Here is a 21002-nt window from a genome sequence, read left to right on the forward strand (position 1 = left end):
GAATGCTTCATGACAAGAGTAGCCGTCATCGGTGCCGGGCCTTCCGGGCTGGCGCAGCTGCGCGCCTTTCAATCGGCCGCGCAGAAGGGCGCCGAGATCCCGGAGATCGTCTGCTTCGAAAAGCAGTCGGACTGGGGCGGGCTCTGGAACTATACCTGGCGCACCGGGCTCGACGAATATGGCGAGCCGGTCCACGGCAGCATGTATCGTTACCTCTGGTCGAACGGACCGAAGGAATGCCTCGAATTTGCCGATTATTCCTTCGAGGAGCATTTCGGCAAGCCGATCGCTTCCTATCCGCCGCGCGCCGTGCTCTGGGATTATATCAAGGGCCGCGTCGAGAAGGCGAATGTTCGCCACTGGGTGCGCTTCAGCACGCCGGTTCGCATGGTCCGCTTCGACGATCAGACGAAGAAATTCACGGTGACGGCACATAACCGCATCGAGGACCGGATGTATGACGAGGAGTTCGACTATGTCGTCGTGGCATCGGGTCACTTCTCGACGCCGAACGTGCCCTATTTCGAGGGCGTGAGGACGTTCAACGGCCGCGTGCTGCACGCCCACGACTTCCGCGACGCGTTGGAGTTCAAGGGCAAGGACATCCTGCTCGTCGGCCGCAGCTATTCGGCCGAGGACATCGGCTCGCAATGCTGGAAATACGGCGCGAAATCGGTGACCACGAGCTACCGTTCGAAGCCGATGGGCTTCAAATGGCCCGATAATTTCGAGGAGCGGCCGCTGCTGGTGAAGCTCGAAAATCGCACGGCGCACTTCCTCGACGGCTCGACCAAAGAGGTCGATGCGGTGATCCTCTGCACCGGATACCAGCACCATTTCCCCTTCCTGCCTGACGATCTCCGGCTGAAGACAGCCAACCGCCTCTGGGCTGACAGCCTCTACAAGGGGGTGATCTTCGACAAGAACCCGCAGCTTTTCTATATCGGCATGCAGGACCAGTTCTACACCTTCAACATGTTCGACGTGCAGGCCTGGTGGACGCGTGACGTGATGATGGGCCGCATCGCCCTGCCGCCGGAAGAGGAACTGAAGGCCAATTTCGACATGTGGCGCGCCCGCGAGGAGACGCTCGAAGATGCCGAGCAGATGATCTGGTATCAGGGCGACTATGTGAAGGAACTGCTCGCCGAAACCGATTATCCCTCCTTCGACATCGAGGGGACCAACCAGACTTTCATGGAGTGGGAACATCACAAGGCCCACAACATCATGGGCTTCCGCGACCATGCCTACCGATCGCTGATGACCGGCAACCTGTCGCCGACGCACCACACGCCCTGGGTCGAGGCGCTCGACGATTCCATGGAAGAATATCTGCGCAACTGATGAGGCGGGCCTGCATTGCCGGAGGAGTGTGTTCGCGCTCTCTTCCGGCATTGTGACATGCGCCTTTCATCTGCAACTCTTCTCTTCGAATGTGGCCTTCATGGATTTTCAAACGAGCATTCTCGGGCGCATGAGCGGTTTTCTCTATCGCTGCCGTGCCGATGAAAACTATACGATGCTTGAGATGACCAATGGAATCGAGCGCATCTTCGGTTATCCCGTCGACGAAATCATCGGCAATCGCACGCGGACCTTTACCTCGATCATGTACGAGGAAGACGTGCCTCTGATGGACGAGATCGTCGGACGGGCGCTGGAGAAGCGCACAGACTGGACGATGGAATACCGCATCCGCCATGCCATGGGTCATCTCATCTGGGTCACCGAGACCGGCGGCGGCATCTGGGACGAGAAGGGTGAGCTTCTCTATCTCGAAGGCAGCATCATCAACATCGAATCACTCTACCAGCGAATCGATGACCAGACTGCCGACATGCGCATCACCGCCTCGAAGACCAATGAAATCCTGCAATCGCTGCGTTACCTGAAGCTGCTGGCCGTCAATGCCGGCATCGAGGCCGCCCGCGCCGGCACGGCCGGATCGGGATTTGCCGTGCTGGCCGCCGAGATGCGCACGCTCGCCAACTCCTCGGAAGAGGCCGCGCGCGCCATTTCCAACGCACAACGCAAGGCGGAAGGCTGAGCGTTAACCCGATTTGCGGCCCAAGTTCAAAGCCGCATTATTAACCGTTCCGTTCTTCCGGGGATTGCATCGCTTTTCCAATGGCTTACGGCAGTCCGGCGCTTGAAGAATCGGCTGTGATTGTGGGGAATATTAAGGCCGCGTTAACTTATTGTTAACCATAGCAGCGGTAGACATGGTCAACGATTTCTTCACATAGATGACCAAAGTGCTAACAGACGCTCGCTCCATCCGCATCAAGGGCCGCTCTTTCCTCGCGGTCATGCTGTCTCCGGATCTTCCGATCGATGATTGGTTGATCCGGCTGGACGATCTGGCCGCGCGTTCGGCCGGCTTCTTCCTCGGACGGCCTGTCGTGCTCGACCTGACGGACCTGCAAATCGACCTACCGCAGCTGAAGGACCTGATTGCCGAACTTGCCAAGCGCAATGTCAGCATCATGGGCATCGAGGGCGCACGGCCTTCGATCCTCGGGTCCGGCATGCCGCCGGCACTCAAAGGCGGTCGTTCGGTTTCCGATATCGAGGTTCAGGCAAAGGAGCCTGCCGATCAGCCCGGCAAACCGGTAGTGGCAGAGACCCGCCCAACCATGCAATCGATCGTCATCAGGGAGCCGGTGCGCTCCGGGCAATCGGTGATCTTTCCGGAAGGCGACGTCACCGTCATCGGTTCGGTCGCCTCGGGTGCCGAGGTCATCGCCGGCGGGTCCGTCCATATCTACGGCGCCTTGCGTGGCCGAGCCATGGCGGGGTCCATCGGAAACGCATCGGCGCGGATTTTTTGCCGCAAGCTCGAGGCCGAGCTGGTTGCAATCGACGGTATCTACAAGATGGCGGAAGACATGGCGCCCAATCTTCGCGGACAGGCTGTTCAGCTCTGGCTCGAAGACGACGCGATCATGGCAGAGAAACTGATCTGACGACAGCGCCCGCGCGTCTCATCGAGAGCCGCAAAGGACGCTTCAACACTTCGAATTACTGGGGCCACGGCAAAGGAGAGACAATGATGGGGAAAGTGATCGTCGTCACGTCAGGCAAGGGTGGGGTTGGCAAGACGACCTCGACCGCCGCATTGGGAGCGGCGCTGGCGCAACGCAATGAAAAAGTCGTCGTCGTCGATTTCGACGTGGGCCTGCGCAATCTCGACCTCGTGATGGGCGCCGAGCGCAGGGTCGTCTACGACCTGATCAATGTCATCCAGGGCGACGCCAAGCTTACCCAGGCGCTGATCCGCGACAAGCGGCTGGAGACCCTGTTCCTGCTGCCGGCCTCGCAGACGCGAGACAAGGACAACCTGACGGCCGAGGGCGTCGAGCGCGTCATCAACGACCTGAAGCGCTATTTCGACTGGATCATCTGCGATAGCCCCGCCGGGATCGAGCGCGGTGCGACGCTTGCCATGCGCCACGCCGATGTTGCCGTGGTCGTCACAAATCCCGAGGTCTCGTCGGTGCGCGATTCGGATCGCATCATCGGCCTGCTGGATGCCAAGACCGCCAAGGCCGAACGCGGCGAACGGATGGAAAAGCACCTGCTGCTCACCCGCTACGACGCCAACCGCGCCGAACGCGGCGACATGCTCAAGGTCGACGACGTCCTGGAAATCCTGTCCATCCCGCTGCTCGGCATCATACCCGAAAGCATGGATGTTCTGCGTGCATCCAATATCGGTGCGCCGGTCACGCTGGCAGACAGCCGCAGCGCGGCTGCGATGGCCTATTTCGACGCCGCTCGCCGGCTCGCTGGTGAAGTCGTGCCGATCGCCATCCCAGAGGAAAAGCGCAATATTTTCGGCAAGATCTTCGGACGGAGGGCGGCATGAATATTTTCCGTCTTTTCAACAAGCAGAGAACCGCACCGGCCGCCCGCGAACGGTTGCAGGTCCTTCTCGCCCATGAACGTTCCTCGGCGGGGTCGGACCTGGTCTCCCTGCTGCGCGAGGAAATCCTTGCGGTGATCGCAAAGCACGTGCAGCTCGATCACGACAAGGTGCAGGTGACGATCGATCGCAACGAGTACGTTTCGACGCTCGAAATCGACGTCGAAATCCCGCTGAATGCAGCCGTGCAGGCTGCCTGAAAGACAGCGCTGCCTGTCCTGACGACAGGCGGCGCTGACGATCAGGACTGTCTGGCTTTGCGATTGGCGTAGCGCCGGTCGCGCTCGGCCTTTCGGGCGGCTTCGTCGGCAATCACGCGAGCGATCCGGTCTTTGTCAGCCGCTTCGCGGGCATCGGCATCGGCGCGTGCTGCGGCTTCGGCGGCAGCCTGACGTTCGGCTTCCGCGGCCTGAGCCCGCTCCTGCTCTTCGAGCTTGACCCGTTCTCGCTGAGCGCGACGTTCTTCCCTGGCCGCGGCAATGGCTTGACGCTCCGCCTGCTTTGCCAGCCTTGTGGGTTCGGCTGAATCCTTGGCGTTACGATACGCGTTGAGGAGAGCCGCCTTGGCTTCGGCAGCGGCGCTGCGGCGATCGGAAAGCTCGTTGTTTTTGGCGTTTTTCAAATCTGTTTCCTGACTGTTTGACTTCGACCCTAGAGCATGATGCCGAAAAATCTGCGCGGTTTTCGGACGAAATCATGTTCTAACTCTTTAATTTAGGACAAGATTCAGAGTTTAGGCCGATCCGGCGTAAACTCATCTTGTTCCATGGCGCCGCACGCCATCAGACGCGCAAAGGCGCTGTAATACCTTGAACTGCACATGGCTTTATCCTGAAATCGAATCCGATTTAAGGAATTATGCCATAGGGTCAGATTTTCTTTTTTCGCTTCGCGACAGGAGCAGTAACCCCTGTCAAGCGATCCTGCAATTCCTTGGCCTCACGCGCTTCGCGTAACCGCAAGGTTTTTTCCTCGCGGGCACGTACGGTCGAATCGATCTCTTCGACCGCGCGGCTTCGCGCCAGGAACTGCGATTGCACGTTTCCGAAGGCAATCTCCGCCTGCTTGCGTGATTTGCTATGTGACTCTGTCATATCAATCCTGGATTTTATCACAGCGCCGCACGTCTTTCAGACGCGCAAAGGACGCTGTAACGCTTTGAATTCTGCACAATTCGTTAAACGGATTCCGCGTTTAAGAAATTGTGCAGCAGCCCGCTGGCCGACTCAGCAAAAAAGGCCAGGCAACGTGCCTGACCTTGATAGTATCATACTTTCGACAGTGCCGGTACATCCGCGGTCAAAGGAAAGCAGATTTCAGTTTAAGCAGCTTGGAGATTGCAAGCGGACATTTTGCCCGACTTGTTATCGCGCTCAAGCTCGTAGCCGATCTTCTGGCCTTCGACGATTTCGCGCATGCCAGCGCGTTCGACGGCAGAAATGTGAACGAAGGCGTCAGCGCCGCCGTCGTCAGGCTGAATGAAGCCGAAGCCCTTGGTGGAATTGAACCATTTAACTGTGCCAGTGGTCATAACAAACCCTTTCATAGCAATTGAACGACCGCACGTGCGGAAGCACGACGGATGATGATCTCGATTTTGAAGAGGGAAGTTCGTCCAGGGCACGTTGCCAGCGTGCGATAACAAAAGTCAAACAAGCAATATCGACTACCGAGATATAGTCACTCAACCCGAATTTGTCAATTTTTAGTTTTTCAGGGCCGTTCACTCATCATCAGGTTGCATCTCGGCCGCCTTGCATGCCGGGACGCCGATCGCCGGCCTCGACCTCAAAAGCAGGCATTACGAGCGCGGCCGCGTCTTCTGCGGGTCATAATGCGAAAGCGGCACGACCGTCGCCGGCAGGCGCTTCTGGTGGCCGTCAAGCTTGCCGATCTCGACCTCGGTGCCGGGGCTCGCATGCATCACGTCGATGCGGGCGAGCGCGATCGTCTTGCCGAGGATCGGCGAGCGCGTGGCGCTGGTGACAACGCCCACTTGGGCCCGGCCGATATGGATGCAATCGCCATGGCCGACGGCCTCGTTGGCCTTGATGTCGAGCCCGACGAGCAGATGGCGCGGATGCTCCTTGCGCCGGATCAGCGCCTCGCGGCCGATGAATTCGTCCTGCTTGGATTTCAGCGGCACCGTGAAGCCGATCCCGGCCTCGAACGGGTCGGTCTGGTCGGTGAATTCGTGATGGGCAAAGATCAGACCCGCCTCGACGCGGACCATGTCGAGCGCCTCCAGCCCCATCGGCTTCAATCCGTGCGGCTGGCCCGCCTTCCAGACGGCGTCGAACACCGTCAGCGCATCCTTCGGATGACAGAAAATCTCGTAGCCGAGTTCGCCGGTGTAACCCGTGCGCGAGACGACGATCGGGGCACCCTCGAAGCCGCCGATGCGGCCGACAGTGAAGCGAAACCATTCGAGCTCGCCGATGTCAGGCTGGCGCGGCGCCGTCCAGATGATTTCCTTGAGGATATCGCGGCTCTTCGGACCTTGCAGGGCGATATTGTGCATCTGGTCGGTCGAAGAGCGGACCCAAGCCTTGAAGCCCTTCTTCTCCGCCTGCTGGCGCAGCCATATGCCGCTGAAATCATCGCCGCCGATCCAGCGGAAGTTCTTGTCGCCGAGCCGGAACAGCGTGCCGTCATCGATCATGCCGCCGTTTTCGTAGCACATTGTGGAATAGACGACCTGGCCGGTCGACAGCTTGCGCACGTCGCGCGTCAGGCAATATTGCAGCAACTCCTCGGCATCCGGCCCCGTCACCTCGAATTTCCGCAAGGGTGAGAGATCGATGACGGCGGCGCGCTCGCGGCAGGCCCAGTATTCCTCGACCGGACCTTCGCTGGAGAAGCGGTTCGGCAGCCAGTAGCCGCGATATTCGGTGTAGTCCCGCGTCAACGCGGAGAGGCGGGGATGGAAGGCGGTTTCGCGTGTCAGTTCGGCGTCGGCATCTGGGGTCATGCGATAGGCTACCGCTCGTGAGAATTTCTCTTTTCCGGAAAAGGTGCGGACGTGGATATCCGTCGGATCCCAGCCGTTCGCCGCGTCGATATCGTCAGGGCAGGACGAGGAGACGCAGACGAGGTCGGTCAGCGCCCGCATCAGCACGTAATCGCCCGGGCGCGACCAGGGCTCGTCGAGATAGAGCTGGTTGTTGTGGTCGATATTGGTGTTGTAGAAATAGTTCAGCGCTTCCCACCCCTTGCGGCTGGCAATGCCATAGGGCGCCAGCGCCGCGTTGAAATTATCCGTGCAATTGACGTGGCCGGGATAACCCATGTCGTCGTAATAGCGCGAATTGCAGGCGGTCGCGAAAGCGTCGTGACGCCCGACCGTATCCTGGACGATTTCGACCAGCGGCTCGAAGTCGCGGTCGAAGGCCTTGGAGGGGAGACCCGGCATTGGATAGCTGCGGCCAAGCAGCGTGCGGGTGACGGTGGAATCAAGCGCGAGGTCGAGACCCTTGTCGACCTTGCGGGCGGCAAAAGCCTGGAAATCGGTGCACTGGCGTCCATAGACGTCGATGATCTGGATGAATTCGCCGGCACGCACGAAATAGGCTGCGGCGGTCGCCGCCCCGATGCGGATATCCTCGACCGGATCGGCGGCCGGTTCCGGCAGGGCAGAGGCATAATCGCGGATCAGCAGGCTGCGCTTGATCCTGATCTCGATCGGCGTCGCCGTATCCTGCGCCTCCGGCGACATGGCGCTGGCCGGTGCTGCGACGATCAATAGGCCCTTCATGGAAATCGTGAAATCCGCCTGGCTGCCCGGGGTCGATCCCGCCCCGAAGATGCAGAGCGCGCCGGCAACTGCCAGATCGGCGCCGCGACGCTGAAGCGCGGCACGCGTGCGGGCAGCACTCTCATCCTCCGCTTGAAGAATGGCCTTCAAACCCTCGGCTGAATTGCTGAATGCCGTCCCGAGACCGGCGGCCAGGAAGCGGCCCTTCTCGTCGAGGAAGGAGATCTCGCAGACCTGCCCGCCTTCGCTGTCGATGACGCTGACGCTGTCGCCCGGGTCGACGCGCGCAACGACCGATCCGCCGCCCTTTGCCCTGTAGCGCTCAGTTCCCTCCGGCAGGGTGGGAATGCCGGGATAATGCACGAGGCTCGGAGCGGCCGGCCGCAGGCCTGTCATAGCAGGATGAAGTTCTCGCATTCTGCCCTCATGGGGATCGGGCATGCCCTCCGGCATGCGGACACAGGTTTACAAAATGGCTGTGGAAAGTAAAGCGATGTTGACTAAAAAGAAAATATCTTCACTATGCATAAAGAGTTGAGACTCGGGAAATCCGTCGGGAACACGGATCGTCAAAATTATCCGGGCGGGCTTGAGACTGTCAGGGAGACACGTTCAGGGAGACGTACAGAGATACGTCCGGAACAAATAGAATGGGGAATTTCACTGATGACAGACATTGTGGAGGCCGGGATTGCATCCGGCACCGAAGGTAAGCTTGTACGCGCGCTCGACTGGAAGGGCGCATTCTGGGTGGCTGCGGGCGTGCCGCCGCTTGTTCTTTTCTCCATCGGCGGGATTGCGGGCACGACGGGCAAGCTCGCCTTCGTCGTCTGGATCATCTCGATGGTGATGGGTTTCCTGCAATCCTTCACCTATGCCGAGATCGCCGGCATGTTCGCCAACAAATCCGGCGGCGCCTCGGTCTATGGCGCCACCGCCTGGTTGCGTTATTCGAAATTCATCGCGCCGCTGTCCGTCTGGTGCAACTGGTTTGCCTGGTCGCCGGTGCTGTCGCTCGGCTGCGCCATCGCCGCCGGTTACATCCTCAACGCATTCTATCCGATTCCCGCGGCGGATTCGCAAATGGTCCTCGACTGGATCTCAGCGCATGCCGCTTCCATCACGGCCGACAGCCCCCGCGTCGCCGAATATATTGCAGCCCATGCCGGCACGACGCCGGATGACGCCGTCAAGGCATTGCTCGGCACCGACGGTGTCGCCGCCCTGACGCCGGCGATCCGCAGCTGGTCGCTCTTGAGCTTCAACATTCCCTTCCTTGCCACCGCCAATATCAACGCCACCTTCTTCATCGGCGGCATCCTGATGCTGGTCATCTTCGCGATCCAGCATCGCGGCATTTCCGAAACGGCAAGCGTGCAGAAGTGGCTGGCCATCATTGTGCTGGTGCCGCTGCTCATCATCGGCCTCTATCCGATCGTCAGCGGCCATATCCTTGCCGCCAACGTCACCGGTCTCGTGCCTCCGACAGCCGCCTATGCCGCTGTCGACGGCACCTGGAGCAACGGCGGCTGGACACTCTTCCTCGGCGGCCTCTATATCGCCGCCTGGTCGACCTACGGCTTCGAGACGGCCGTCTGCTACACCCGCGAGCTCAAAAACCCGAAGATCGACACCTTCAAGGCGATCTTCTATTCCGGCCTTGCCTGCTGCCTGTTCTTCTTCCTCGTGCCCTTCGCCTTCCAGGGCGTTCTTGGCCACGCAGGCATGCTGGCCCCCGGCATCGTCGATGGCACCGGTGTTGCCGAAGCGCTCGGCGGCCTGATCGGCGCCGGCCGCGTGGTTACCCAATTGCTCGTCGTACTGATGATCATGGCACTCTTCCTCGCCATCATGACGGCGATGGCCGGTTCCTCGCGCACGCTCTACCAGGGCTCGAAAGATGGCTGGCTGCCGAAATATCTCGACCACGTCAACGAGCACGGCGCGCCGACCCGGGCGATGTGGACCGATTTCGCCTTCAATCTCTTCCTGCTGGCGATCGCCTCGGATGCCGGCGGCTACTTCTTCGTGCTCGCCGTCTCGAATGTCGGCTACATTATCTTCAACTTCCTGAACCTCAATTCCGGCTGGATCCACCGGATGGATTCCGGTCATATCGAACGCCCCTGGAAGGCGCCGACCTGGCTGATCGGCCTCAACACCGTGCTGGCCTTCGTCAACGCGCTCTTCCTCGGTGCGGGTGCCAAGGTCTGGGGTTATTCCAATGCCCTCTGGGTCGGCTTCATCTTCGCCGCCCTGATCCTGCCGGTCTTCGCCTATCGCCACTATGTGCGCGACGGCGGCAAATTCCCCGCAGGCGCGATGGAGGATCTCGGACTCGTCGGCCAGGATCTCGGCATCAAGAAAGCCGGCATCCTGCCCTATCTGGCACTCGCCGGCGGCCTGGCGATCGTTCTGATCGCCAACGTGATCTTCCAGCTTCCGGCCTAAAATCGCCTCCCAAGCAGATAGGCCGCCAAGCCGCCATGGAAACATGGCGGCTTTTTGCGTGGAAGCGGGGATCGAGCGATCGTCTCGCCGCCATCAACGGAGATCTGTCCGCTTCGGCAAGAAGCGGACAGGGTTCGTTCGGAGACAGAAGAAAGGCTCAGCGGCCGCCCTCGATCTTGCGATGGCGCTGGTTGATGCCGCCCTTGCCATAGGGATAGTCGAAAGGCTGGGGCGCGCTCACCTCATTGAGCCGCGTCATGTCGTCGTCGGAGAGCTTGAGTTTCATCGCGCCGAGGTTGTCGGCGAGCTGTTCCGGCGTGCGGGCGCCGAGGATGACGGATGTGATCGCCGGCCGTGCCGCCGTCCAGCCGAGCGCCACCTGCGCCATGCTGACGCCATGCGCCTTGGCGATCTCCTCGACGACGGCGATGATCGCCCAGGTTCGTTCCAGCGCATTGCGCGGCGCATAGGATTCGCCGCCGCGATTGGGGTTTTCGCCGAGGCGGGTGGCGCCGGTCGGCATCTCATCGCGCTTGTACTTGCCGGTCAGCCAGCCGCCGCCGAGCGGCGACCACGGCAGCAGGCCCATGCCGGCATCCTGGCAGGCCGCGACGATTTCGAGTTCGATGTCACGCACCAGCAGGTTATATTGCGGCTGCAGCGTCACTGGACGGGTATAGCCGCGCGCCTTGGCGATCTCCGAGGCCTTGGCGATGTGCCAGCCGACATAGTTGGAGAAGCCGTAATAGCCGATCTTGCCGGAGGAAACCGCATCGTCGAGAAAACGCAGCGTCTCCTCGATCGGCGTCAGCGCGTCCCAGGCATGCATCTGGTAGAGGTCGATCTGCTCGAGGCCGAGGCGGCGGAGCGAATCGTCGAGCGCCTGGCTAAGATGCCGGCGCGACAGGCCGATATCGTTGGGGCCGTTGCCCATCGGGAACCGCCCCTTGGTGGCAACGATCGCCTGGCGGGCCTCGGTCGGACGCGCCTTCAGCCAGCGTCCGATGATCTCTTCCGACTTGCCGGCACTATAGACATCGGCGGTGTCGATGAAATTGCCGCCCCAGGCGAAATAATCGTCGAGCAGCTTGTGCGAGGCGGCCTCATCGGCCTCTGCGCCAAAGGTCATGGTGCCGAGGCAATAGGCGGTGACGACGGTCCCGCTCGGACCGAGCTTGCGATAATCCATTTCTTCCTCCTCATTCGGATACCCGCAGCCGACACGCAAACGGTCGGGGTAGAAGCCGGGGCTCCTGCAATCAATGACAATGACAATATTGTGCTTGAGGCGGCCGCTCGCCGCCGGATGGCGTATAGCGCCCTGGGCTGGGAGCACAGGGGCGAGGGGGAGCATAACCAATCCCGTCCGCGCGACCAAGTGAGAAAAAAATATTCCTGCCTGCCATCGCGGCCGGCGAAGGTTACGGACTTTGCGAAAACGACGCTGCGATCAGCTCGGCTGCAGCGACGCCGGTCTCGTAGGCGCCGTGCGCCGTCGAATAACGCGATGTCGAACAGGCTTCGCCGGCAAAGAAGATCCGCCCGTCATGCGGCGCAGCGAGACGGCCACGCAGATCGGAGGCGCCGGGTTCGGCGTAGGAATAGGAGCCGCCGATATGGGGCGCTGCGGCCCAGGCCGACATTGCGACCACCGACAATTCCTTGCGGATATCCGCGCCGAAATGTGCCGCCAGCTCATCTCCAGCGAAGGAGAAGGCAGCCTCTCTACCTTGCCCCTCCAGATCATGTGCGAGGTCGCCGGCAAAATAAGCCTCGACGACGGGAGCGCCGAAGGGTCGGAGCTGATAGGTGCCGGTTGCACCGCGACTGGTAGAGCCGAGCATATGCGTATCCGCCGGCAGCGCCTCCTGATTTGCGAGCTTCAAGAACAGCTTGTCGGCGAGCCCGAGCGGCAAACGGGCCGCTGCCTCGATCTTGTCAGGCAAAGGCGGGTCGAAGGCGATCTTGCCGGCGGCAAGCACATTCGTCGAAACCGTCACCAGCACCGCGCGGGCACTGAGCACGCCCTGGTTCGTCTCGATGCCGATACGGCCGGCATGACGATGGTCAACGCGCGTGACTTCGGTGCAGCGCCTTGCCCGAACCGGCTTGCCGTAAAGTGAGACCAGCGTTCCATAGCCCTCGCGCACCCGCCAGTCAGGGCCAGGGCCGGGATCGTATCTGTTGTAATCGACGACCGACGACCGCTCCAGTTCGGCGCCCGTGATATAGGTGCCGACCGCCCGGATCTGGCCGTTCCAGGGATTGCCGGGCTCGAGCATATCGGCCATGGCTGCATCATTCCCCCCATGGCTCTCGAGGCGCTCGAAGTAGGCGCCGATCGCCTGCCTTGCGGCACGCGCCGCCGCGTCATCCCGCTGAAGCCGCCGTCCGCCATCGTTCCAGGGCGCAGGCGTGCGGTCGACCGTCAGTCCGACCTCGCCGGCGATCGCAGTCCAGGCATTGGTCCGCGCGCCATGCAGCCAGCCGCAGCCGAGATCGAGCCCGATATCGGCGGCTTCAGGCAGCCCGACCGTCCAGGCGCGACCGCCGAGACGATCGCCGGCTTCAAGCAGGAGGATGGAAAGATCCGGGCGGATTGCCTGCAGGCGGCGGGCGGCGGCAATGCCGGCGGCACCGGCGCCGATGACGACGACATCCTCGTCGGCACCTTTGCTGTTGTCACCAGGCATACATTCTCCTTCGGTCGCGCGACGGTTAGTGGAATGGGTCGCTCTCATGCCAGCCCCGCTTCGCTATTGCAGCTGTTCCAGCAGCCGCCGGAGTGCTGTTCGCAAATCGTCCATCTGCTGCTGGCTGGTCAGGGCCGCCCAGCTTTCATCGACGCGCCGGCCCGCCGCTATCGCTATCGGCCTGACCCCCTGGCCTTTTTCCGTCAGAAACACCAGCCGGCCACGCCGGTCATTCGGATCGGGCCGACGCTCGACATAACCCAAGCGCTCGAGTTCTTCCACGGCCTGCGTCATCGTCTGCTTGCGAACACGGGCGAGCCTGGTCAGCTCGCTGACCTGGATGCCCTCCGGCCGCGCGAAGGTGAAGACGTTGGCGTGCGGCGGGCGGATATCGCCGTAGCCGGCCTCATCGAGTGCCGCTTCGACGGCCTGCGTCCAATGCTGATGGACCAGACGCAACAACAGGCCAAGGGAAGAAGACGGCATGAAACCCCGCGCAGCGATATAGACAGTTACCTGTCTATATGATAAATGGACAGTCACCTGCCTATATAGCACGAAAGCGTGGAGCTCCATATGCCGACCATCGATATCCTCACCTCGTTCATCTCCTACGAGGAACTGGGGGAGGGCGACCCGATCGTCTTCCTTCACGGCAATCCCACCTCATCGCATCTCTGGCGGAACATCATGCCCGGCATCGGGCCTGGCCGCTGCCTGGCGCCCGATCTCATCGGCATGGGACGCTCCGGCAAACCCGATATCAGCTACCGCTATGGCGATCACATCGCCTATCTCGACGCCTGGTTCGATGCGCTTGACCTCGACGACGTCGTGCTCGTCGGCCACGACTGGGGCGGCGCCCTGGCATTCGACTGGGCCTCGCGCCACGCCGAGCGGGTGCGTGGCATCGCCTTCATGGAAATCATCCTGCGGCCGATGGGCTGGGAGGATCTGCCGGGTGGAGGAAAGGCGCGTTATGAACTGTTGCGGAGTGCGGGAACCGGCGAGGCCAAGGTCCTCGACGAAAATTTCTTCATCGAACAGGCCTTGCGCGCGACCACGCTGAAAGGGCTCAGCGATTTCGACTGGGATGTCTACCGCGCACCCTATCCCGACCGTAACAGCCGACGCCCGCTGCTGGAATGGCCGCGCGCCATGCCGATCAACGGCGAGCCGGCCGACGTGGTCGCCAGGATCGAGGCCTATGACCGCTGGCTTTCCGCCAGTCCTGAGGTCCCCAAGCTGTTGCTGACCTTCGACGGTCCCTCCGAAACGCTATTGATCGGCAGCGAGATGATTTCGTGGTGCCGCGACAACGTCGCCGGCCTGGAGATCAGGGGGTGCGGGCCGGCGCGCCACATCGCCCCCGAGGACCAGCCCGAGGCGATTGCCGCCGAAATCAAAAGCTGGATCGACAGGAGGGGGCTGAGAGCAACGCAGCGGAAGTTCGCGTCTCAGGCATAAAAATCTGTGTCTGCGTCACCGTGACTGCGACATGACAGACTGTTGCAATGTTGAGCCGGTTCATGGGCGGGATCAATCAGCCACCGTGAAGGTCCCATGCCACGTTTCGATCGCCGACCGAGCAGCGCCGTGCGTGACGATGAAATTATCCTCGGCCATGAGGGGGCGATCTTGCATTCGACGAACGACTGGCACCGCGGACATGCTTAGGTGATATGGTCCGCCTACGGACCGACCGCCGGTAGGAATGTGAGATGCGCATATTACTGATCGAGGACGAACCTCAAATGGCCGTGGCGCTCCGAGGCGCCCTGACCAGGCACGACATGGTGATGGATCATGTTTCGACGCTGTGCGACGCCGAACTGGTGATCGGCGACGGCGCCTACGACGCCGTCCTCCTGGATCGGCAACTGCCCGACGGCGATGGTCTCGAACTCATTCCGAAGATCCGTAAAAGAGGGCTGACGCTGCCGATCATCGTCATCACCGCCAAGGGAGAGGTTCCAGACAGGATCACCGGCCTTGAGACCGGCGCCGACGATTACCTCGCCAAGCCCTTCGTCTTCGACGAACTTCTGGCACGGCTGCGTGCCGTCATGCGCCGCTCCGAAACCTTGCGTCCGGCGCTGATCTCGATCGGCCGTCTTTCGTTCGATCCGACCTATTGCGACATCATCGTCTCCGGCCTGCGTCTGGAAATGCCGCGCCGGGAGGCGCTGGTGCTCGAATGCCTCATGCGACGTGCCGGTCGTATGGTGCCGCGACCGGCCTTGATGGAAGCAGTTTTCGGCTTCGACGACGAGATCCAGTCGAATGCGCTCGATTCCCATATATCGCGGCTGCGTCGCAAGCTGCAAGCGTCGCAGGCGGGCGTGGTCATCAACGTTATCCGGGGCGTGGGTTATCTCCTGCGTGAAGCATCATGAGCAAACGATGCTCCTATTCGCTGCGCAAGCGCCTGTTCTGGCGGCTTCTTGCCGTGCAATCGGTCGTGCTCATCCTGGTGATGATCGTGCTGATTTCGGTTGGCAAGATATCCGAATTCAGATCGACGGAGGGCACGATCGAGATCCTGCGCCAGGCCGTCTTCCGCCAGCCCACCGGAGAGTTGAGCCTGCGGGAGACCGAGAATCTGCGACGGCTGCGGAAGGAGGCGCCCGATCTCTGGTACACCATACGCGACATGCAGGGACATGATTTGACCGAGGGCCGGATTCCGGAAGAATATGCCGCAATCGGCAACACGCTCGATCATGTCGGCCAGGCAAAGTTCGGCTCGGATCTCGGCGATCACGACCGTCCGGCTGCCCGGATGAAGTGGATTGCGACGGATTGGGGACAGGTGCAGTTTCTGACGGGCACCGACGGCCCGAACTCACTCGCCTTCATCCTGTTCCGCGTCTCATTGATCCTTGTGAAAATTGTTATCCCCATCGTCGCAGTGATGGCACTGGGTGCGCTGATTGCAACGCCGCTCGTCGTGCGAAGGTCGCTGGTCGGGATCGACCAGGCCGCGCTTCAGGCCGATACGATCGATATCGACCAGCGCGGCGGCCGGTTGTCGGAAAACGATATTCCGGAAGAGATCGCGCCGCTGGTGCACGCCGTCAATCGCGCGCTCGGCCGTCTCGACGAGGGTTACGAGCGGCAGGAACGGTTTTTGACCGACGCCGCCCATGAGCTGCGCACGCCGATAGCCATTCTGAATACGCGAATTGGATCCCTGCCGCACAGTTCGATCAAGACCGACCTCTTGGAAGATGCGGCGAGGCTTGCCGTTCTCACCGAGCAGATGCTCGATCTTCAGCGGCTGAAACAGGGCAAGGTCCAGTTCACCAAGGTCGATCTCGGCCAGTTGGCGAGGAAGGTCATCATCGAGATGGCGCCGCTGGCCTTTGCCGCCGGTTATACGGTGCAGTTCGATGTCGACGGCGCCGGCGAGATCGACGGCGATCCTCTGGCGCTGCAGCGCGCCCTGATGAACATCCTGCAGAACGCAATCAACCACGGCGGCAGGAAAGGCACCATCTCGCTGACATCAGGCTGCAACTGGATCGAAGTCAGCGACGAGGGACCGGGCATCCCCGCCGATATGCGGGATCGCATATTCGAGCCGTTCTTCAAGCGCCATCACGACGGACGCGGCGCCGGCCTCGGCCTCAATCTCGTTCGTGACATCCTGCGCATGCACGGCGGCGAGGTGACGATCGACAACCGCAATCCCGGCGTCGTCTGCCGGCTGAGCTTCCCGGTGGACAAAACGGCACACGTTGATACTCCACCACATCTGGCTCAAGGTGCTACAGCGCCTCTCGAAAAGAGGCGCGGTGCTGTCCGTGCGATGGATTAAATCGCGTCTCCGTGACATATAGATTCGATGAGCGTGCACAGAGATTCTCAACTCGACATGTTTGCCAGGGCATCGCCCGCGACGGCCAAGGCACGCGGTCCATCGCACCGGCGGCCATCGCAGCCAGTTGTCCACTCCGATGAAGACATGGCGCGGGCGCTCGAAGAGAGCGGCAACTATCGCATCTTGAGAAAGCTGACCGCCCGGCCGGTTGCGTCAGTCAGACGGCCAGGGTTTTCGCAACTCGGCGTCATTCTCGATACGGAGACCACCGGTCTCAACCACCGCAGCGACGAGATCATCGAAATCGGCGCCGTCGCCTTTACTTTCAACGATGACGGTGCGATCGGCGATATCCTCGGCATTTACGGCGGCCTGCAACAGCCGTCCCGGCCGATCCCGCCCGAGATCACCCGGCTGACCGGTATCACCGATGCGATGGTCGAAGGACAGCTCATCGATATCCAATCGCTGAGGGCTCTGATCGAGCCGGCGGATCTGATCATTGCCCACAATGCCGGTTTCGACCGGCCGTTCTGCGAGGCCTTCTCGACGATTTTCACCGGCAAGGCCTGGGCATGCTCGGTTTCGGAGATCGACTGGAGCGCCCGCGGCTTCGAGGGTACGAAGCTCGGCTATCTCGTCGGCCAGGCCGGGTATTTCCACGAAGGCCATCGCGCCGTGGACGACTGCCACGCACTCCTCGAAATCCTCGATCGAGAGCAGCGCGACGGTGAAAGCCCGTTCACCGAACTCTACCGTGCCAGCCAGCGCTCGCGCATCCGTATCTTTGCCGAACACAGCCCGTTCGAGATGAAGGATCATCTGAAGGCGAGGGGTTATCGCTGGTCGGACGGAAGCGACGGTCGCCTGAAGTCCTGGTGGATCGAAGTCGGCGAAGAGGATCTCGGCGACGAGCTTTCCTATCTGCGCTCGGATATTTACCGGTGGGCCGAGGCGGAGCCGCCGATGGTGCGGCTGACGGCCTTCGATCGTTTCAAACTCTGACCGCGAAGCGGTTCGGATCCTGATCGCTACAGGATATGGCGACCCATGCAAGTGCCGCATAGGTGCACTGATGCATTGGCGCTGCAATAATCAGCGGCGTCATATTATATACACCTCATCGAAGCGAACGAAGCGCCAAGGACTGGCAGCTAAGCTTCGAAAGCCCACGAAAGGGGATCATCATGAACGTAGCACGCTCTTTCAATAACTGGCGCAAGTATCGTCAGACGGTCGCTGAACTGGGTCGTATGTCCGCACGCGAACTGGACGACCTCGGCATCGGCCGCGGCGACATCCGCAACGTCGCCCGCGCAGCCATCGCCCGCTAACGGCAGCTTAGACCAAGCATCTTCAAGACCATGCCAGCGCCTGCTTCCTCCCGAGCGGGCGCTTTGCTTTTTGTGCTTCCGGGAGATGGACCAGGTGAATCGAGCCTCCCGCTTTTCGCATAACGCATAGCTGCCCTGCAAAGAAATGCCTATCAACTGAGCAAGAAATAAGTATGATTATTTCTATCGAAGCGATGCACCTCCTCCCGCGTCCCTTCGATGTACAGGCGCCCGTCCTCCTCCCAGGGTCGTCTGTGGAATGACAGCACTCCTCCTCCCAGCTGTCGTTCGGTTTTTTACGAAAGCCTGCCGCACCTCCTCCCGCGGCAGGCTTTTTTCGTTTTGGCCAATAGCACTGCCGGATCGCGCCAAGAACGACCGCTTGCGATCCATTGCTTGGATGATGGCGTCATCATCTCCGGAAATTCTCCTGTCTATTCCCAGATTTTCTTTCGTACTCTTGCGGGCCTTGCGTCTCCTCAAGCGCCCACCGACAAACCTGTTGACACCAAACTTGTCGTACAACTATGTAACCGGATGGATACCGCCGCGGCGGAACAGGCCGGGCAAGATCGGCTTTCGCAATAGCGACAACCCCTGGCGACAATGAAGCGGAAGGAAAATTGACATGCAGATCGACGTGAGGCACGCCTCCCATCCCGAGGCCGTGCGCAATTTCGACACGGAGACGCTGCGGCGTCATTTTCTGGTGGAAACCGTCTTCCAAAGCGGCGAGATCCGGCTCACCTATTCGCATTACGACCGGATGGTCATCGGCGGCGCGACGCCGCTCGGCTCCGGGCTGACGCTGACGGCTCCGACAGCGATCGGACAGGAAACCTTCCTTGCCGAGCGTGAACTCGGCGCCCTGAACATTGGCGGCGCCGGCCGCATCATCGTCGACGGCACGAACTACGATCTTGCCAAATATGATTGCCTCTATGTCGGCAAGGGTGCCAAGGACATCAGGTTCGAGAGCGCGGATGCGGCCGATCCGGCAAAGTTCTATTTGGTCTCGACGCCGGCGCATCAAGCGCACCCGACCGTATTGCTCACCCGCGAAAAGGCCCGTCACCTGACGCCGGGCGAAGCCGCAACAGCCAACAAGCGGTCGATCTACCAGTTCATCCATCCGGACGTCTGCCAGTCGTGCCAACTCACGCTGGGCTTCACCATGATCGAACCGGGCAGCGTCTGGAACACAATGCCCGCCCATACGCATGACCGCCGCATGGAAGCCTATCTCTATTTCGATCTCGAAGCGGAGCAGCGTGTGTTCCACTTCATGGGCGAGCCGCAGCAGACCCGGCATATGCTTGTCGCCAACGAACAGGCGGTCATCTCGCCGCCCTGGTCGATCCATTCGGGCGCCGGCACCAAGAATTACAGCTTCATCTGGGCGATGGCCGGCGACAATAAGAGCTTCACCGACATGGACCATATCGCCATTGCGGATCTGAGGTGAGCATCGTGGCAAATCCCTTCGACCTTTCCGGCCGGGTTGCCGTCGTCACCGGCGCCAATACCGGTATCGGCCAAGCCATCGCGGCCGCACTGGCAGAGGCTGGTGCGTCGATCGTCGCCGTCGGGCGCTCCTCGATGGACGAAACCGAAGCGCTGGTGAAGGAAGCGGGAAGCCGCTTCCATGTCGTCAAGGCCGATCTTGCCAGCATCGAGCCGGTCAAGGGGATCGTCACTGAGACCATCGAGACCTTCGGCGGCCTCGACATCCTCGTCAACAATGCCGGCATCATCCGCCGCGCCGATGCACTCGATTTCACCGAGGAAGATTGGGACGCGGTGATCGACGTCAACCTGAAGACGGCTTTCTTCCTGTCGCAGGCGGCCGGCCGCCACATGGTCGACAAGGGCAGGGGCAAAATCATCAACATCGCCTCGCTCCTCTCCTTCCAGGGCGGCATCCGGATTCCGTCTTATACTGCCTCGAAAAGCGGCCTCGCCGGACTGACCAAGCTGCTTGCTTGCGAATGGGCGGGCAAGGGCGTCAACGTCAACGCCATCGCCCCCGGTTACTTCGTCACCAACAACACCACGGCGCTGCGCGAGGATGCCGCCCGCAATGCCGCTATCCTTGCCCGCATTCCCGCCGGGCGTTGGGGAACGCCTGATGAACTCGGCGGTGCGGCCGTATTCCTGGCGTCGTCGGCATCCGACTACGTGCATGGAACGGTGCTGCCCGTCGATGGCGGCTGGCTGGCGCGGTAATCGCTCTTGGCGCAGCCGCCTCGACACCAGGATCGAAACAGGATGGAAAATAAGGACAACGCAGTCTTCAATACCATTCAGCAGGCGCCGAACCTGCGCAGCAACCTTGCCGATATGTTGACGGCGCAAATCGAGTCCGGCGACCTGAAGCCCGGCCAGCGTCTGCCGACCGAACAGGCGATCATGGCAACGACCGGCGTCAGCCGGACGATCGTTCGCGAAGCGCTCGCCGCGCTGCGGGCGAAGGGTTTGATCACCACGCGGCAAGGCCTTGGAGCTTTCGTCTCGAACGATCCGACGCCCAGATCCTTCTCCATCATTCCAAACGACCTGCAGTCGATCGACGAGGTTCTGCGCGTGCTGGAGTTGCGCATGGGGATCGAATTCGAAGCCGCCGGTCTTGCGGCGCTGCGGCGCACGCAGGAGGATATCGACCGCATGCAGGACCGTCTCGATGCCCTCGACAAGGCGCTCGAGGAGGGCGGATACGGTGCGCAAGAGGACTACGCCTTCCACAGATCCATTCTGGTCGCGACGCACAACTCCTATTACGGCCGCCTCTTCGATACGTTCGGCAACATCATGGTGCCGCGGCAATGGGCGCGCTTGGACAAGATGACATCAGCCGAGCGCAAGCGCCATGCGGCGCGCATGCGCAGGGAACACCATGCCATCTTCGCGGCGATCCGCGACCGTGACGAGCCCGCCGCGCGCCGCGCCATCCGAAGCCACCTGTCGAAGAGCGCCGCGCGCTTCGAGGAGCTGCGCGACGCTACTGCATAGACAGCGCCTC

21 protein-coding genes are annotated in these 21002 nt (G+C 61.3%); 14 read left to right on the forward strand and 7 right to left on the reverse strand.

All coding sequences use genetic code 11. The annotated features are described in order from the left end of the window. Positions 1-9: 9 nt before the first annotated feature. The 5 genes from ACIPSK_RS01680 (at position 10) to minE (ending at position 4128) form a co-directional block, all read left to right on the forward strand. Entirely contained in the window at positions 10-1347 is a 1338-nt protein-coding gene (locus ACIPSK_RS01680; RefSeq protein ID WP_162115102.1) for an NAD(P)-binding domain-containing protein, read from the forward strand. A 100-nt stretch (positions 1348-1447) separates the two neighbouring features. Beyond that, complete coding sequence (locus tag ACIPSK_RS01685) at positions 1448-2050, forward strand: methyl-accepting chemotaxis protein (RefSeq protein ID WP_017968473.1); 603 nt, start codon at positions 1448-1450, stop codon at positions 2048-2050. A 199-nt stretch (positions 2051-2249) separates the two neighbouring features. After that, a complete protein-coding gene (minC, locus tag ACIPSK_RS01690; protein ID WP_162115101.1) occupies positions 2250-2969 on the forward strand; it encodes a septum site-determining protein MinC in 720 nt (239 codons plus the stop codon). Between the two features lie 86 nt (positions 2970-3055). After that, entirely contained in the window at positions 3056-3871 is an 816-nt protein-coding gene (minD, locus tag ACIPSK_RS01695) for a septum site-determining protein MinD (RefSeq protein WP_025397600.1), read from the forward strand. After that, the gene (gene minE / locus ACIPSK_RS01700; RefSeq protein ID WP_003574994.1) at positions 3868-4128 is read left to right on the forward strand and encodes a cell division topological specificity factor MinE; all 261 of its coding nucleotides are present in this window, start codon (positions 3868-3870) and stop codon (positions 4126-4128) included. The genes minD and minE overlap by 4 nt, the downstream gene beginning before the upstream one ends. Before the next feature lie 41 nt (positions 4129-4169). Here the strand turns inward: minE and ACIPSK_RS01705 are convergent, their stop codons facing one another. The 4 genes from ACIPSK_RS01705 to ACIPSK_RS01720 all read right to left on the reverse strand — a co-directional run bounded on the left by ACIPSK_RS01705 (position 4170) and on the right by ACIPSK_RS01720 (position 8099). Further along, on the reverse strand, positions 4170-4550 hold the full coding sequence (locus tag ACIPSK_RS01705; protein ID WP_017968471.1) for a DUF6481 family protein: 381 nt from the start codon (positions 4548-4550) through the stop codon (positions 4170-4172). Between the two features lie 247 nt (positions 4551-4797). Beyond that, complete coding sequence (locus ACIPSK_RS01710; protein WP_017968470.1) at positions 4798-5022, reverse strand: hypothetical protein; 225 nt, start codon at positions 5020-5022, stop codon at positions 4798-4800. Between the two features lie 227 nt (positions 5023-5249). Continuing rightward, entirely contained in the window at positions 5250-5459 is a 210-nt protein-coding gene (locus tag ACIPSK_RS01715; RefSeq protein WP_003548109.1) for a cold-shock protein, read from the reverse strand. A 270-nt stretch (positions 5460-5729) separates the two neighbouring features. Next, the gene (locus ACIPSK_RS01720) at positions 5730-8099 is read right to left on the reverse strand and encodes a DUF1989 domain-containing protein (RefSeq protein ID WP_162115100.1); all 2370 of its coding nucleotides are present in this window, start codon (positions 8097-8099) and stop codon (positions 5730-5732) included. A 249-nt stretch (positions 8100-8348) separates the two neighbouring features. Here ACIPSK_RS01720 and ACIPSK_RS01725 point away from each other — a divergent pair, with 249 nt between their 5' ends. Beyond that, positions 8349-10133, forward strand: coding sequence for an APC family permease (locus ACIPSK_RS01725; protein ID WP_162115099.1), 1785 nt, complete (start codon positions 8349-8351; stop codon positions 10131-10133). 157 nt (positions 10134-10290) lie between these two features. Here ACIPSK_RS01725 and ACIPSK_RS01730 read toward each other — a convergent pair whose 3' ends face one another. The 3 genes from ACIPSK_RS01730 to ACIPSK_RS01740 all read right to left on the reverse strand — a co-directional run bounded on the left by ACIPSK_RS01730 (position 10291) and on the right by ACIPSK_RS01740 (position 13402). Then, positions 10291-11322 carry an aldo/keto reductase gene (locus ACIPSK_RS01730; RefSeq protein ID WP_162115098.1) on the reverse strand — a complete coding sequence of 344 codons (1032 nt, stop codon included), beginning with the start codon at positions 11320-11322 and terminating at the stop codon, positions 10291-10293. A gap of 232 nt (positions 11323-11554) precedes the next feature. Next, positions 11555-12826: a flavin monoamine oxidase family protein gene (locus ACIPSK_RS01735; protein ID WP_162115097.1), complete on the reverse strand. Its 1272-nt coding sequence runs from the start codon at positions 12824-12826 to the stop codon at positions 11555-11557. A 63-nt stretch (positions 12827-12889) separates the two neighbouring features. Further along, complete coding sequence (locus ACIPSK_RS01740) at positions 12890-13402, reverse strand: MarR family winged helix-turn-helix transcriptional regulator (protein WP_162115096.1); 513 nt, start codon at positions 13400-13402, stop codon at positions 12890-12892. Between ACIPSK_RS01740 and ACIPSK_RS01745 the strand changes: the two genes are divergently transcribed. The 8 genes from ACIPSK_RS01745 (at position 13403) to ACIPSK_RS01780 (ending at position 20992) form a co-directional block, all read left to right on the forward strand. Then, positions 13403-14293, forward strand: a complete 891-nt coding sequence (locus ACIPSK_RS01745) for a haloalkane dehalogenase (RefSeq protein WP_260299551.1) — start codon at positions 13403-13405, stop codon at positions 14291-14293. It begins immediately after the preceding gene. Positions 14294-14547: 254 nt separating this feature from the next. Next, positions 14548-15222 carry a response regulator transcription factor gene (locus ACIPSK_RS01750; protein WP_162115094.1) on the forward strand — a complete coding sequence of 225 codons (675 nt, stop codon included), beginning with the start codon at positions 14548-14550 and terminating at the stop codon, positions 15220-15222. Then, positions 15219-16646, forward strand: coding sequence for a sensor histidine kinase (locus ACIPSK_RS01755; protein WP_162115093.1), 1428 nt, complete (start codon positions 15219-15221; stop codon positions 16644-16646). Before ACIPSK_RS01750 ends, ACIPSK_RS01755 begins: the two co-directional genes overlap by 4 nt. 27 nt (positions 16647-16673) lie before the next feature. After that, positions 16674-17654, forward strand: coding sequence for a 3'-5' exonuclease (locus tag ACIPSK_RS01760; RefSeq protein ID WP_162115092.1), 981 nt, complete (start codon positions 16674-16676; stop codon positions 17652-17654). A 182-nt stretch (positions 17655-17836) separates the two neighbouring features. Beyond that, a complete protein-coding gene (locus ACIPSK_RS01765) occupies positions 17837-17983 on the forward strand; it encodes a DUF1127 domain-containing protein (RefSeq protein WP_003594835.1) in 147 nt (48 codons plus the stop codon). A gap of 628 nt (positions 17984-18611) precedes the next feature. Continuing rightward, positions 18612-19448 carry a 5-dehydro-4-deoxy-D-glucuronate isomerase gene (kduI, locus tag ACIPSK_RS01770; RefSeq protein ID WP_162115091.1) on the forward strand — a complete coding sequence of 279 codons (837 nt, stop codon included), beginning with the start codon at positions 18612-18614 and terminating at the stop codon, positions 19446-19448. Then, a complete protein-coding gene (gene kduD / locus ACIPSK_RS01775; protein WP_348642872.1) occupies positions 19445-20209 on the forward strand; it encodes a 2-dehydro-3-deoxy-D-gluconate 5-dehydrogenase KduD in 765 nt (254 codons plus the stop codon). The genes kduI and kduD overlap by 4 nt, the downstream gene beginning before the upstream one ends. 42 nt (positions 20210-20251) lie before the next feature. Beyond that, positions 20252-20992 (forward strand): FadR/GntR family transcriptional regulator, encoded by a 741-nt coding sequence (locus ACIPSK_RS01780; RefSeq protein WP_017968454.1) that lies wholly within the window; start codon positions 20252-20254, stop codon positions 20990-20992. The last annotated feature ends 10 nt before the right edge of the window (positions 20993-21002 follow it).

The organism is Rhizobium sp. LARHSG275 (assembly GCF_052871115.1).